The 13,977-nt window shown below is 65.4% G+C and carries 13 protein-coding genes; 10 read left to right on the forward strand and 3 right to left on the reverse strand.

Annotated features, from left to right (window positions below):
* Positions 1–158 precede the first annotated feature (158 nt).
* The 5 genes from C9F12_RS05675 (at position 159) to C9F12_RS05695 (ending at position 4,089) form a co-directional block, all read left to right on the forward strand.
* Positions 159–881, forward strand: a complete 723-nt coding sequence (locus C9F12_RS05675; RefSeq protein WP_045994095.1) for a GntR family transcriptional regulator — start codon at positions 159–161, stop codon at positions 879–881.
* Positions 882–981: 100 nt separating this feature from the next.
* Positions 982–1,743, forward strand: coding sequence for a molybdate ABC transporter substrate-binding protein (gene modA / locus C9F12_RS05680; RefSeq protein ID WP_239452589.1), 762 nt, complete (start codon positions 982–984; stop codon positions 1,741–1,743).
* A gap of 7 nt (positions 1,744–1,750) precedes the next feature.
* Positions 1,751–2,419 carry a molybdate ABC transporter permease subunit gene (modB, locus tag C9F12_RS05685; RefSeq protein WP_045994094.1) on the forward strand — a complete coding sequence of 223 codons (669 nt, stop codon included), beginning with the start codon at positions 1,751–1,753 and terminating at the stop codon, positions 2,417–2,419.
* 2 nt (positions 2,420–2,421) lie between these two features.
* Positions 2,422–3,570 carry an ABC transporter ATP-binding protein gene (locus tag C9F12_RS05690; RefSeq protein ID WP_108448254.1) on the forward strand — a complete coding sequence of 383 codons (1,149 nt, stop codon included), beginning with the start codon at positions 2,422–2,424 and terminating at the stop codon, positions 3,568–3,570.
* A 9-nt stretch (positions 3,571–3,579) separates the two neighbouring features.
* Positions 3,580–4,089 carry a DUF192 domain-containing protein gene (locus C9F12_RS05695; RefSeq protein ID WP_045994092.1) on the forward strand — a complete coding sequence of 170 codons (510 nt, stop codon included), beginning with the start codon at positions 3,580–3,582 and terminating at the stop codon, positions 4,087–4,089.
* Here C9F12_RS05695 and C9F12_RS05700 read toward each other — a convergent pair.
* Positions 4,086–4,982 (reverse strand): EamA family transporter, encoded by an 897-nt coding sequence (locus tag C9F12_RS05700; protein WP_045994091.1) that lies wholly within the window; start codon positions 4,980–4,982, stop codon positions 4,086–4,088. The genes C9F12_RS05695 and C9F12_RS05700 overlap by 4 nt on opposite strands.
* 423 nt (positions 4,983–5,405) lie before the next feature.
* Between C9F12_RS05700 and C9F12_RS05705 the strand changes: the two genes are divergently transcribed.
* From C9F12_RS05705 to C9F12_RS05715, 3 genes are all read left to right on the forward strand, one after another.
* Entirely contained in the window at positions 5,406–6,428 is a 1,023-nt protein-coding gene (locus C9F12_RS05705; protein ID WP_108448374.1) for a DctP family TRAP transporter solute-binding subunit, read from the forward strand.
* 89 nt (positions 6,429–6,517) lie between these two features.
* On the forward strand, positions 6,518–6,994 hold the full coding sequence (locus C9F12_RS05710; RefSeq protein WP_045994089.1) for a TRAP transporter small permease: 477 nt from the start codon (positions 6,518–6,520) through the stop codon (positions 6,992–6,994).
* Positions 6,984–8,279, forward strand: coding sequence for a TRAP transporter large permease (locus C9F12_RS05715; RefSeq protein WP_108448255.1), 1,296 nt, complete (start codon positions 6,984–6,986; stop codon positions 8,277–8,279). Before C9F12_RS05710 ends, C9F12_RS05715 begins: the two co-directional genes overlap by 11 nt.
* Before the next feature lie 76 nt (positions 8,280–8,355).
* On the opposite strand, the gene C9F12_RS05720 is transcribed toward C9F12_RS05715, so the two are convergent.
* Positions 8,356–8,883, reverse strand: coding sequence for a macro domain-containing protein (locus tag C9F12_RS05720; protein WP_204248980.1), 528 nt, complete (start codon positions 8,881–8,883; stop codon positions 8,356–8,358).
* An 11-nt stretch (positions 8,884–8,894) separates the two neighbouring features.
* Complete coding sequence (locus C9F12_RS05725; protein ID WP_052704464.1) at positions 8,895–9,761, reverse strand: carbon-nitrogen hydrolase family protein; 867 nt, start codon at positions 9,759–9,761, stop codon at positions 8,895–8,897.
* A 419-nt stretch (positions 9,762–10,180) separates the two neighbouring features.
* Between C9F12_RS05725 and C9F12_RS05730 the strand changes: the two genes are divergently transcribed.
* Positions 10,181–11,164: a TAXI family TRAP transporter solute-binding subunit gene (locus tag C9F12_RS05730; RefSeq protein WP_045994086.1), complete on the forward strand. Its 984-nt coding sequence runs from the start codon at positions 10,181–10,183 to the stop codon at positions 11,162–11,164.
* 213 nt (positions 11,165–11,377) lie between these two features.
* Positions 11,378–13,972: a TRAP transporter permease gene (locus C9F12_RS05735; protein ID WP_045994085.1), complete on the forward strand. Its 2,595-nt coding sequence runs from the start codon at positions 11,378–11,380 to the stop codon at positions 13,970–13,972.
* Positions 13,973–13,977: the final 5 nt, after the last annotated feature.

Raw genomic sequence — 13,977 nt, forward strand, 5'->3', positions numbered from 1 at the left:
TCACTCAGCCCGATGCACAGGTTCCGCGCCCGATCCAATGGATCGGGCGCGGTCGTTGTGGGGTGCCACCACTGGTGTATACATATGATGCGCCGAATGTGGTGCAATGGCAGAAAACGTGAGAAGGTCAAGCTTTCCAAGATGATGGGTAGGCAGCAATGAGCAACGCCTGGCAGCAAGAGGTGCTGGCCGAGATCAAGGCCGGGGGACGCATCAGCGATGGGGATATCGTACGCCAGGTTCGCCGAGCCGTGTTGGCCCAGCGGCTGCCGCCGGGCACTCGACTGCCCGAGGTGACGCTGGGCGAGGTGTTCGGCGTGAGTCGTTCGGTGGTGCGCAAGGCGCTGACGCGTCTGGCCTCCGAGTACGTGGTCGACCAGCGTCCCAATCAGGTGGCGCGGGTGCGCTCACCGGACGTCGACGAAACCCGCCAGACCTTTGCCGCCCGGCGTCTGGTGGAAGGTGAGCTGGCGGCGCTGACCGCCGGCACGCTGCCATCGACGGTACTGCTGCAGATCGAGGATCGTGCCGACCGTGAGCGTCAGGCCTTTCTCGCCAATGATGAGCCTTCACGCATCGAACATTCCCTGGCGATCCACCACCTGCTGGCGGAGCATTCTCCCAACCGGGTGCTGGGCACCATGCTCACCGACCTGATCCTGCGCACCTCGATCGTCATCGCGCTGTACAAGCGCCAGGGGCTCGGTAGCTGCTATCTCGAGGGCGATCACCACCGTCTGCTCGAGCACCTGCGCAGTGGCGACGCCGCAGCCAGTCGCAACGACATCGAGCATCACCTCGACAGCCTGATGGGCCTTCTCGACCTGGGACCACGGGACAGCCGTATCGACCTCAAGTCGATCCTGGGCGGCGAGGGTTGAGGCGAGACTCCTTTCTTCCTGATTGCCGCCGCGAGCCGTGTTGATCATGCGTTTTCCCTTGTCGATCCTTCTCCTTGGACTGTCTCTCGGACTTGCACCGATGTCCGCCGTGGCCGACCGGGTTCACGTCGCGGCGGCGTCTTCGCTACAGCTCGCGATGCCCTCCTTGATCGAGCGCTTCAAGACGAGCGACAGCGACGCCAGCAAGGATGGCGACATCGACCTCAGCGTCACCTTCGGCGCCTCGGGCAATCTTCAGCGCCAGATCGAACAGGGGGCGCCCTTCGCGTTGTTTCTGTCGGCGGACGAGCGCCGCGCCCGGGACCTCGAGCAGGCCGAGCTTACCCAGGGCGAGGGCGTCGACTATGCCCAGGGCCGGCTGGTCTGGCTGCAGCGTGACGGCCGACCGCTACCGCCGCAGGACGCACCGCTTGAGGCGGTGCGCGAGGCGGTCGCAGGGCTTGAGCAGGGAGGCCCTGCGCGGCGTATCGCCCTGGCCAACCCGCGCCACGCCCCTTATGGCATGGCCGCCCGCGAGGTGCTCGAGCGCCAAGGGCTGTGGCAGGCAAGTGAACCCCTGCAACTGTTGGGTGAAAACGTCGCCCAGGCCGCCCAGTTCGCGCTGTCCGCCGAGGCCTCCGGTGGCCTGGTCGCCTATTCCCTGGTCAAGGCGCCACGCCTGGCCGAGCGCGCTGCCTGGCGGCTGATCCCCGCAGACTGGCATCGACCCCTGGTACAGCGCATGGTGCTGCTCGAAGGGGCGGGCGCCGGCGCCGAGGCCTTCTTTGACTTCTTGCAGACGCCCGAGGCGCAGGAGATTCTGCGGGATTATGGTTTCACTGCGCCCGTGACCGGCGAGTAGCCGCTTTATGGACGCTCTGGCGCTGGTCGTCTCGCTCAAGCTGGCCTTGCTGACCAGTCTCTTGTTGTTGGCACCGGGTATCTGGCTAGGGCGGCGCCTGGCCCACAGCCGGTCACGCTGGCGGCCGCTGGCGGAATCCCTGGTGGCACTGCCGCTGGTGATGCCGCCCACCGTCATGGGCTTCTACCTGATGCTCGCCTTCAGTGCCGACGCCCCGCTGGGCGGCGCCTGGCAGGCGCTGACCGGCACCAGCCTGAATTTCTCCTTCAGCGGCATCCTGCTGGCCTCGCTGGTGGTCAACATCCCCTTCGCGGTACAGCCGATCCAGCGTGCCTTCGAGGCCTTGCCGGACCACCTGCGTGAGGCCGCCTGGTGCAGTGGGCTATCGACCTGGCGCACTTTTATGACCATCGAATTGCCGCTGGTGATGCCTGGCGTCATCTCGGCGCTGGCGTTGACCTTTGCCCACACCCTGGGGGAGTTCGGCGTCATCCTGATGGTCGGCGGGGCCATCGATGGCGAGACCCGCACCCTGGCGATTTCCATCTACGACCACGTCCAGGCCTTCGACGAGGGGGCCGCCGGGGTGATGTCAGCGCTGCTGCTGGTGGTCTCCTTCGTGACCATTGCGGTGGTCTACGGGCTGGCGGCGCGCCGCCGCTGGCGGGGGCGTTGAGCATGCACCATCACCAGGATGTCCATACGGGACTCGACGTCGACCTGGCCCAGCCCGGGCCGATCCCGCTCGAGGCGCAGTTCGCCTGCCGTCCCGGGGAGTTGCTGGCGCTGGTCGGACCTTCGGGCAGCGGCAAGTCGACCCTGCTGCGCGCCATCGCGGGGCTCTATGCTCCCGCCTCGGGGACGGTGCACTGTGGCGGTGAGCGGTGGTTTGACGCCGAACAGGGGGTCGTGTGGTCGCCGCAGCGGCGCAGGGTGGGGCTGGTGTTTCAGGACTATGCGCTGTTTCCTCATCTCGACGCCGCCGACAATATCGCCACCGCCCTGGGCCACCTGCCGCGGCGTGAACGTCGCCTGCGAGCCGCGCACTGGCTAGAGCGAGTCAACCTCGAAGGGCTGGAGCGGCGCCTGCCGCGAGAGCTGTCCGGCGGCCAGCGTCAGCGGGTGGCCTTGGCCAGGGCGCTGGCCAGGGAGCCACAGGTGCTGCTGCTCGACGAACCCTTCTCGGCGGTGGACCAGGTGACGCGCCGTCGGCTTCAGCGTGAGCTGGTGCAGTTGCGCGAACGCCTCAATATCCCCATCGTGCTGGTCACCCACGACCTCAACGAGGCCAGCGCCCTGGCCGATCGCCTGTGCGTGCTGCATGGCGGCCGGACCCTGCAGCAGGGCACCCCGAGCGAGCTGTTCCGGCGCCCCGACAGTCCCGAGGTGGCGCGCCTGCTGGACCGGCCGAACATCTTCAGCGGGCGAGTGGTCGATACCGCCCAGGGACTGCGCCTTGGCTGGGGCGAGTGGTGTCTTGAGGTGGCCGCAGGCCTCGAGGGACTCGGCGAGGGAGCCAGGGTGACCTGGTACCTGCCGGAATCCGATATCGTGCTGCAGCGCCGCGACCGGCCCTCCCGCGGGGTGCGGGAAAACCTGGTCACCGCGCGGGTAGACGAGCTGCTGGTGCTGGGCGGACAGAGTTCCGTGACCCTGAGGGTGCCTCACGAAAGCCAGCCCCTGCGCTTTGATATCTCGACCCACGCCGCCAGGCGCAATGGACTCGAGCAGGGTGCCTGGGTCAATGTCTCGTTGCTGGCTGCTGGCATCCACCTGATGCAAGCGGATAAGCTGCCTGCCTTGCCTGCCGATGACCATCCTGACTGAGAGGCCTCCATGACCCTGACTCGCCGTCGATTCCTCAGCTCCCTGGCGCTCGCGCCGGTGGCGTTTTCTACTCCCTTTCTGGCGACGTCGGCCTTTGCCGCCGCCGACAGGGAAGAGGTAACCCTGGTGGTCCATGGATCCCAGGGGCCGAGTCGTCTGACGGTCGAGGTGGCCGACGAGGCGGCGGAGCGCAACCGTGGGCTGATGGGGCGCGAGCGACTGGCCGATGACGCCGGCATGCTGTTTCTCTACGCCAGTCCCCAGGGGGTGCATAACGGCTTCTGGATGTATCAGACCCTGCTGGCGCTGGATATCGCCTTTATCGGTGCCGACGGACGCATCCAGGAGATTCGTCGCATGGAGCCCTGCCAGGGCGAGGCCCAGGAATGTCCGACCACCCGCCCGGCGTCGCGCTACCACGCTGCCCTGGAGGTCAAGGCCGGGACGTTCGAGGCGCTGGGCGTCGGTCCCGGCGACTGTGTCAGCTGGCCGGGCAGCAGCGAGAGCTGCAGCGGCTAGGGGTCCTTGCTGGGGGCGGTGGGTACCGGCGGGGTGGCGGGAGCACGACGAGGCCCGAAGCGGATGACGATCAGCGCCACCCCGGCGACCACCATGCCACCACCGCCCAGCTTGTAGGCGTTGACGCTGTCACCCAGCAGCACGATGCCGAGGATCACCGCCAGCACCGGCACCAGCAGCGTCAGCGGTACCACCCGGTTGACGTCGTGGCGCCGGATCAAGCCAAACCAGATGCCGTAGGCCAGGATCGAGGACATCAGGGCGGTGTAGAGCACCGCCCCCCATCCCGCAAGGCCAGCATCCTGCAGCGCCTGCCAGTGGTTGTCCTCGAACCACCAGGAGGCCAGCGCCAGCTGTGGGGTGGCGAACAGCGCGATCCAGCCGGCCATCGCCATCGGCGAGACCTTGGGCCCGAGCTTGATCAATAGCTGGGATACCGCCCAGCCCAGGGCGCTGGCCAGCAGCAGTGCGGTAGGCAGCGGCGCCGGCAGGGTCGGCCCTCCGGCCAGCACGCCGATGCCACCGAACGACAGCAACAGTCCCACCAGGCGTTTTGCGCCGAGCCGCTCCCTGAGAAAGATCACCGCCAGCAGGGTGGCGAAGGGCGTACCCATCTGCACCAGCAAGGCACCGGTACCCGCCTCGGCCTGGCCGAGCCCGATGATCAGCAGGGCGAAGTTCATCACCCCGAAGGTCACCGACAGCAGTGCCAGGAAGGGCAGCTGATGGCGCGCCACCGGATGAAAGGGCACCAGCAGCGCGGCCACCAGTGCCAGGCGCAGGGTAGTCAGGAGCAAGGGCGGCATGTCTGACACGCCAAGCTTGATGACGATGATATTCAACGCCCAGATGGCGATGACCAGGAGGCCGAGGAGGAGGTCGCGTAGGGGCACCGGTCGTCCTTGATGGGTAAAACGAGCAGCATAGCAGAGCCCCTGGGCCGGTCCGAGGGGCGCCTTCGTTCGACTGCCTTGTTCACCGCGTCATGCTAGCACCCCCTTCGCAGACGTTTGGTGTCCACGCTCTCACAAGCTCCAGCCGTGCAGCCCTCGCACGAACGACATGGCGAGGACATCTGAGCGTGCGTGTCCGAAGGCCAACGGGCCTTTCGCGCATCGCGCGGCACTTGTCGCGGATTACCGTTTGCAGGCATATTGAAAAGTCGACAAGATCAATACGTTTCTCCCTTAATCACCACACTCGACCCCCAGCCTTCGCCAGGCTAGATCCGGCTTCTGATGCAGCGCTTGTGTCAGGTACCGCTCAGCGTTGGCCTGGCCAAGGGGGCATCAATGCAAGGACACGTCATGACATCTCTGTTCGGCTCGCGCTCGCCGTCTCGTTTCTCTCTCACCCTGGTCGGTGCGGCCATCGCCCTTGGCTCGCTGGCCGCCTCGGCGGACGTCGAAGCGCGGGAACTCAAGGTCTCCACGGTGCTTTCCGATGCCTTCCCCTGGGGCCAGGCCGCTCAGAAGTGGGCTGACCTGGTCGAGGAGCGTTCCGACGGCGAGCTGACGCTCAGGGTCTTTCCCAATTCCCAGCTGGTCAGCGGTGACCAGACCCGGGAGTTCTCGGCGATGCGCTCGGGGCTGATCGACCTGGCGGTGGGCTCGACCATCAACTGGTCGCCCCAGGTGCCGGAACTCAATCTGTTCTCCTTGCCCTTCCTGATGCCGGACGAGAGCGCGGTGGACGCGATCACCGAAGGTGAGGCCGGCGAGCTGGTGTTCCAGGCGATCGAGTCGCGGGGCGTGGTGCCGCTGGCCTGGGGCGAGAACGGCTTCCGCCAGCTGTCCAATTCCCAGGGCGTGATCGACGAGCCGGCGGACCTGGAAGGCCTGAAGATCCGGGTGGTGGGGTCGCCGCTGTTCCAGGACACCTTCAGCGCACTGGGCGCCAACCCGACCCAGATGAGCTGGGCCGACGCCAAGCCGGCGCTGACCACCGGCGCGGTGGATGGCCAGGAGAACCCGCTGTCGGTGTTCGACGTGGCGCGTATCGACCAGGTCGGCCAGGAGCACGTAACGCTGTGGAACTACATGAACGATCCGCTGATCTTCGCCGCCAACCAGCAGGTCTGGAGCACCCTGTCCGATGACGAGAAGGCGTTGCTGCGTGAGACCGCGGTCGAAGCCGGCGCCTGGGAGATCGCCATGACCCGCGAGCAGGAGAGCGAGCGCCTGGCGGCCATTCAGGAGCGTGGTGTGACCGTCACCGACTTGAACGAGGAGCAGCACGAGGCGTTCGTCGCGGCGACCGAAGGGGTTTACGAGAAGTGGGTACCGCGCATCGGCGAGGACCTGGTCGAGGCCGCCCGAAGCGCCATCGACGCGCGCTGAGCAACCGCTCTGACGCGGCGGTAAACCTTGTGCCGACCCTCATGATCGAGGGTCGGCGTTGATTGACTCCCTACCGACGCCCTTTCTCGATGAAACGTCCTGATGCACGAATCGAGCGCACCCTGGCCACCCTGGCGATCCTGATCATCGGTGCGATCAGCCTGGTCAATGTGGTGGTGCGCTACATCACCGGTGGTTCCTTTGCGTTCACCGAAGAGTTTTCTGTCTTTCTGCTGGTCATGTTGACCTTCGCCGGTGCCTCGGTGGCTCTGCGAAGCCATCGCCATATCCGTATCGGCCTGCTGGAGCGGGCGCTGCCGCCGCTTGGCTATCGCCTGCTGGTGATCTTCCAGGGCTTGTGCGGGCTGCTGGTGCTGGGCCTGATCACCTGGTTCGGTGCGCTCATGACCTGGCAGGAGTACCAGTGGCAGTCGTTGTCGCCCGGACTTGGGCTGCCCCAGTGGTGGTACCTGATCTGGCTGCCGCTATTGTCGGGGCTGATGTTCCTCCGCCAGTGCCAGGCGAGCCTGGAGCGACTGCGCGGAGGTGCTCACGATGACGCCTGATGTATGGATGCTGATCGCCTTTCTGGTGCTGCTGATCGCCGGCGTGCCGGTGGCCTTTTCGCTGGGCCTGTCCGGCGCCGTGGGCATCGTCACCGGGCTGTCGCCGGCGATGCTGGCGACCCTTGGCACCAATACCTACAACAGCGTGGCCAAGTATCCGCTGATCGCCATTCCGCTATTTATCCTGACCGGGCTGATCTTCGAGCGGGCGGGGGTCGCGGCACGCCTGGTGCGCTTCGCCCAGGCGCTGATCGGGCCTCGCCATGGTGGCCTCGCGGTGGTCGCGGTGGTGGTGTGCATGATCATGGGGGGCATGAGCGGCTCCGGCCCCGCCGACGCCGCCGCGGTGGCGATGGTGATGCTGCCGAGCATGACCCGCGCGGGCTATCCGCGGCCCTTCTCGGCGACCCTGATCGCTTCCTCGGCGTCTACCGCCATCCTGATCCCGCCTTCGGTGGCCTTGATCCTGTACTCCATCGTGGTGCCGGGAGTGGATCTGCGGGCGCTGTTCGCCGCCGGACTCTTTCCCGGGGTGCTGGCCGGCGCTTCGCTGCTGATTCCGGCGTTGTGGCTGTCCCGGCGCTATGGTTGGGAAGACCCTGCCGAGATGGAGCGCCCACCCATCGGCAAGAGCTTCCGCGAGGCGCTGCCGGCGCTGTTCGCGCCGGTGATCATACTCGGCGGTCTGCGCAGTGGCCTGTTCACGCCCACCGAGGCGGCGGTGGTCGCCGTGGCCTACGGCATCCTGGTCGGCCTGGTGCTGACCCGTGAGCTGTCGCTCAAGGACCTGTGGGGGCTGATGGGCGAGGCGGTGGTGGTGTCCGGGGTGGTCATGCTGATCATCGCCCTGGCGGGCATCTTCGCCTGGTCCGGGACCATGCTCGGCACCTTCCGTCACCTGGCAGAGTGGGTCATCGGGCTATCCGACAACGGCACCTTGCTGCTGCTGTTGATCATGCTGGCGGTGCTGGCCGCGGGCATGCTGCTGGACGCCATCTCGATCTACCTGATCATGATGCCGATCCTGATCCCGGTGATGCAGCACTTCGGCTGGAATCCGGTGTGGTTCGGCATCCTGCTGGCCATGAACATCGCCATCGGCCAGTTTACTCCGCCGGTGGCGGTCAACCTGATGGTGACCACCGAGGTCGCCAAGGTCAGGCTGGAGCAGACCCTGGGCTGGGCCATGGTGTTCGTGGCGGCGATGGCCTCGGCGCTGGCATTGGTGGTGATCTTCCCGGAGATCGCGCTGTGGCTGCCTCGGGTGCTGGGTTACAACGTCTAGGCCGCCTGGGGCAGTACCCTGGGCAGTGGGGGCACAAGGCGCGAGCATGGCTCGCGCCTTGTTGTGTTCATGGTCTTCAGTCGTTGTCGGTCAGCGTCTCGAGCCAGCGTTGATGGACGTCTCGGCTGGCCTCGTCGAACAGCACGAAGCGTACCAGTTCGATATCGGGGCAGGCGGGCAGGGTGGTCAGGACCGTGGACACGGCAATTTCCGCCGCCTCGTTCAGCGGGTAGCCGAATACGCCGGTGGACAGTGCCGGGAACGCCACTCGACGGATGCCTTGCTGCTGGGCCAGGCCCAGCGCCTCTCGGTAGCAGCCGGCGAGCAGTTCGGCGCTCGGTTCGTCGACGCCGTAGACCGGGCCGAGGCAGTGGATCACCCAGGCGTTGGGCAGCGCAAAGCCTTCGGTGATGACCGCCTGGCCGGGGCGAATCGGTGCCAGCGGCCGCCCGGCCTGGGCCAGCTCCGGGCCGGCGGCACGGTGAAGGGCGCCGGCCACACCGCCGCCGCTTTCCAGCTGGGCGTTGGCTGCGTTGACCACCGCCTCGACGTCGGCCTGGCGGGCGATGTCACCGGTAATGCATTCGATCAAGGGATAGTCCATGGAGACTCCTGTCATTGGCTTGCGGTGGTAACCGTCGGTGACGGTAGCGGCCCTGTGGCCAGCCGGTCGATGTCCTGACGGCGGTCGCCCGCCAGTGGAAGCCGCTTCCTGGCACGCTCCAGGGTGTCGCGCTCGAGCTGCCAGCTGACCAACGCTTCCTCTTCGCCCAGAACCTCTGGCGACGCCTCGGGGGTGACCAGTGGCGGACACAACAGCGAGTGCCCCCAGCCGTTACCGGCCCGGTTGAGGCTTAGCCAGTAGCATTGGTTTTCCATCGCCCGGGTGATGACGAAGCTGTGCCAGCTGGTGAAGGAGAAGTCCCGAGTGAAGGCCACCGGGTGGATCATGAGGTCGACGCCCAACCGGCGGTAGCGGGCGGCCAGCTCACCGAACCTGAGGTCGTAGCAGATCATGAAGCCGACGCGCCAGCCGGCGATATCCAGCGTCACCAGGCGCTCGCCCGGGCTGAAGTGGGCCGCCTCGGCGCTGGCGCCGAACTGGGCGCAGTGCAGCTTGTCGTAGGCTCCCGCCAGTTGCCCCTCGGCGTCGACGACCACCTGGCTGATATGGCGCCAGAGGGAGCCGTCGGCCCGGCGTGATCTGCGCGCCACGCCGAAGGCGATCGGGCACCTGAGTTCCCGGGCCAGCGCGCAATAGTGTGCTGTCACAGGCCCTTGCAGGTCGTCATCGAGTTCATCCATCGCCTCGAAGGCCTGCTCGCCGTACTCCTGGGACGACAGCTCCGGCAGCACGATCAGCTGTGGGCGTTGCTGCGACGCGGCAGTGCGCAGGCGCCCGGCCAGGGCGTCCAGGTGGTCGCGCTGGTCGAGCCGATTGCGGGTCGCCGGGATTGTGGTCTGGCAAGCCAGCAGGCGCATGGATTCCTCGCAGTTGGCGAAAGAGGCAGGGTAACCCGAATCGACAGCGCGACGACATGGGCGGCAGTCGATTGCGTCAGCGGTGCCAAGGGCTATGCTCACGGTAGACCGTCGACGCTCGATTTCCGCTCCGCGAGTGTCAGTGGTCGAGCGCCTTAAGTCCTCGTTGTGTACCTGGCCATCGTTGCAGGCCGACGGGGAGGGAAGGGATATTTCTCCACGCCCTGAGGGGCGTGCAGAAAAAATTAACGCCCACTAAACGTTAGCGGTAGCTAAACTCTCGTTTTACAATGATTCGGCCTGGTCTCTCCAGGTGAATTTATCGCAAAAGGAATGACTGGTGGATCTTTTGCCGGCCCAGGAGGGGCAAGGCACGAGTCCATGCCGTCAACGTCGACAATACCAAAAGAGGTGTGACCATGAAGCGCCATGCTTTCTCCGCCGCTGCACTGTCCAGCGCCATTCTCGGAGCCGCCATGTTCACGTCCCCGGCCATGGCCCAGGACGAAGAACAGTTCATCACCATCGGCACCGGGGGTCAGACCGGCGTGTATTACGTCGTTGGCCAGTCTGTCTGCCGCTTTGTGAATCGCAACAGCGAAGAGACCGGCATCCGCTGTAACGCGCCGTCCACCGGTGGCTCCGTGGCCAACGTCAATGGTATTCGCAGTGGCGAGCTGACCATGGGTGTCGCCCAGTCTGATGTGCAGTATCAGGCCTATAACGGTACCGGCAACTTCGAGGGCGAAGCCTACGAAGACCTGCGTGCCGTGTTCAAGGTGCATGGCGAGCCGCTGACCATCCTGGCCCGTGCCGACGCCGACATCGAGAGCCTCGATGACCTGGCCGGCAAGCGCGTCAACATCGGTAACCCGGGTTCCGGCCAGCGCAACACCATGGAAGTGGTGATGGACGCCAAGGGCTGGACCGAAGACACCTTCTCGCTGGCCTCGCAGCTCGACGCAGCCGAGATGGCATCTGCCCTGTCGGACAACAACATCGACGCCATGGCCTACGTCGTCGGCCACCCCAATGGTTCCATCCAGGAAGCCACCACCACCGTCGACGCCAAGCTGGTGCCGCTCAACGACGACGCCATCAAGGGCCTGGTCGAGGAGTATCCGTACTACTCCATGTCCACCATTCCAGGCGGTCTGTACAAGGGCAACCCGGATGACGTCGAGACCTTCGGTGTCGCCGCGACCTTCGTGACCAGCGCCGAGGCCGACGACGAGCTGGTCTACCAGACCGTCAAGGCAGTGTTCGACAACTTCGATCGCTTCAAGCGTCTGCACCCGGCCTTCGAAAACCTGGATCCGCAGGACATGGTATCCAACGGTCTGTCCGCACCGCTGCATGAAGGTGCCGCTCGTTACTATCGCGAGCAGGGCTGGATCGAGTAAGGGTTCTTCCCCTCTCGGGGGAATAGCCAGCTAATCTCTGCGCGGTCGGCCGTTGGGCGGCCGCGCAGTGCGTTGTGGCCCGTCGATGGATCGACACCGGACGTTCGGTAGAGACCAGGCAGCGCCAGCACGACTGGCCCGCGAAAGCGGGCATTCGGGGATGGAGGCGAAGCCCTCCATCATGACGATTCCTCTTCCAGGCAGGGCACGCTTATGACTGAGGACAACAAGAGATCCACGCAGTCCGAAGTGGATCTCGAGGACATGGTCGCCTCCAGCGACTCCGGTTCGCGCAACCCCTTGGGTGCGCCCGGCAAGCTGCTGGTAGGCGTTGCGGCGGCATGGTCGCTGTTCCAGCTATGGATTGCTTCGCCGTTGCCGTTCATGGCCGGCGTCGGCGTCTTCAACGCCACCGAAGCGCGCTCTATTCACCTGGCCTTTGCATTGTTTCTGGCCTTCATGGCCTACCCCGCGACCAAGCGCTCGCCGCGGGACCGCATTCCTCTTCAGGATTGGGTGCTGGCGATTCTGGCCGCTTCCGCCGGGGCTTACATGTTCGTGTTCTACGAACAGCTGGCTGACCGTCCTGGCGCACCCATCCTGCAGGACGTCATCGTCGGTGTGACCGGCCTGATTCTGCTGCTCGAGGCAACACGGCGGGCGCTCGGGCCGCCGCTGATGATCATCGCCTCGATCTTTATCTTCTATTCGCTGGCGGGGCCCTGGATGCCGGGTATCCTCGCTCACCGTGGCGTCAGCCTTTACGGCCTGGTCAATCACCAGTGGCTGACCACCCAGGGTGTGTTTGGTATCGCCTTGGGCGTTTCGACCAGTTTCGTCTTCCTGTTTGTGCTGTTCGGCGCGCTGCTCGACAAGGCAGGTGCCGGCAACTACTTCATCAAGGTCGCCTTCTCGTTGCTGGGCCACTACAAGGGCGGGCCCGCCAAGGCCGCCGTGGTGGCCTCCGGCATGACCGGCCTGATCTCCGGCTCGTCCATCGCCAATACCGTGACTACCGGTACCTTCACCATTCCGATGATGAAGCGTGTCGGCTTCTCCTCGGAGAAGGCCGGTGCGGTGGAGGTGTCCTCCTCGGTCAATGGCCAGATCATGCCGCCGGTGATGGGCGCCGCCGCCTTCCTGATGGTGGAGTACGTCGGCATTTCCTACGTGGAGGTGATCAAGCACGCCTTCCTGCCGGCGCTGATTTCCTATATCGCGTTGATCTACATCGTTCACCTCGAGGCGCTCAAGGCCAACATGGAGGGGCTGGAAAGCTCCAACCCGCCCAAGCCGCTGGTACGCAAGGTGATCGGCTTCCTCGGTGGTCTGCTGCTGATGATGGTGGTGGCGCTGGGTGTCTACTACGGCCTGGGCTGGCTCAAGCCGGTACTGGGTGATGCGACTCCCTGGGTGGTGGCCGTGGCGCTCTCGGTGGTCTACGTGGCGCTGTTGAAGCTGGGTGCAAACTATCCCGAGCTCGAGCTCGATGATCCCAACGAGCCTATCTACAAGCTGCCCCAGACCCGACCCACGGTGCTGGTAGGCCTGCAGTACATCCTGCCGGTGATCGTGCTGATCTGGTGTCTGATGGTGGAGCGCCTGTCACCGGGACTGTCCGCCTTCTGGGCGACGGTGTTCATGATCTTCATCATGCTGACCCAGCGCCCGATCATGCACGCCTTCCGTGGGCGGGGTGATCTTGGCAAGGATCTGCGCGAAGGCTGTCTGGACCTGTGGACGGGGCTGGTGACCGGCGCGCGCAACATGATCGGTATCGGTATCGCCACCGCCACCGCCGGCATCATCGTGGGTGCGGTCTCCCAGACCGGTGTCGGCCTGGTGCTCGCGGACGTGGTCGAGATCCTGTCCATGGGCAACCTGATGCTGATTCTGTTCTTCACCGCCATTCTCAGCCTGATCCTGGGCATGGGGCTGCCGACCACCGCCAACTACATCGTGGTGTCGGCGCTGCTGGCTCCGGTGATCGTGCAACTGGGTGAGCAGAATGGTCTGCTGGTACCGCTGATCGCGGTGCACCTGTTCGTGTTCTACTTTGGCATCATGGCCGACGTCACGCCGCCGGTGGGCCTTGCCTCCTTTGCCGCCGCGGCGGTTTCTGGAGGGGATCCGATCCGCACCGGCTTCCAGGCGTTCTACTACAGCCTGCGTACCGCCGCGTTGCCGTTCCTGTTCATCTTCAACACCGACCTGCTGCTGATCGATGTGGCGCCCTTGCAGGGCGTATTGATCTTCGTGGTGGCGACCATCGCCATGCTGATCTTCGCCGCGGCGACCCAGGGCTACATGATCACCCGCAATCGCTGGTACGAGAGCATCCTGCTGCTGCTGGTGGCCTTCACCCTGTTCCGCCCGGGCTTCTGGATGGACATCATCCATGATCCTTATCGCAGTGTGCCGCCGTCCGAGTTCGTCGAGGCCTACGGCAACGTGGACGAGGACAGCACCCTGCGTCTGCAGGTCAAGGGCGAGGACGCCTTCGGCGATCCGCTGACGACCTACATGACGCTGCCGGTGGCAGACGGCGAGACCGGTGAGGATCGCCTGCTCAATCTCGGTCTGGAATTGATCGTCGAGGACGGTCGCGCCATCGTCGACATGGTGACCTATGGCAGTCAGGCTGCGGATCTCGGCTTCGACTTCGATCAGGAGATCGTCGAGATTCAGGCACCGGTGGACCGCTGGCCGAAAGAGCTGATGTGGATTCCGGCGCTGCTGCTGTTCGCCCTGATCGTGTTGGCACAACGCCGTCGCCGGCCCCCTGAAACCACTGAGGCCACGGCCTGAGGAGG

The organism is Halomonas sp. BN3-1, from assembly GCF_003056325.1.
GTDB classification, from domain to species: domain Bacteria; phylum Pseudomonadota; class Gammaproteobacteria; order Pseudomonadales; family Halomonadaceae; genus Halomonas; species Halomonas litopenaei.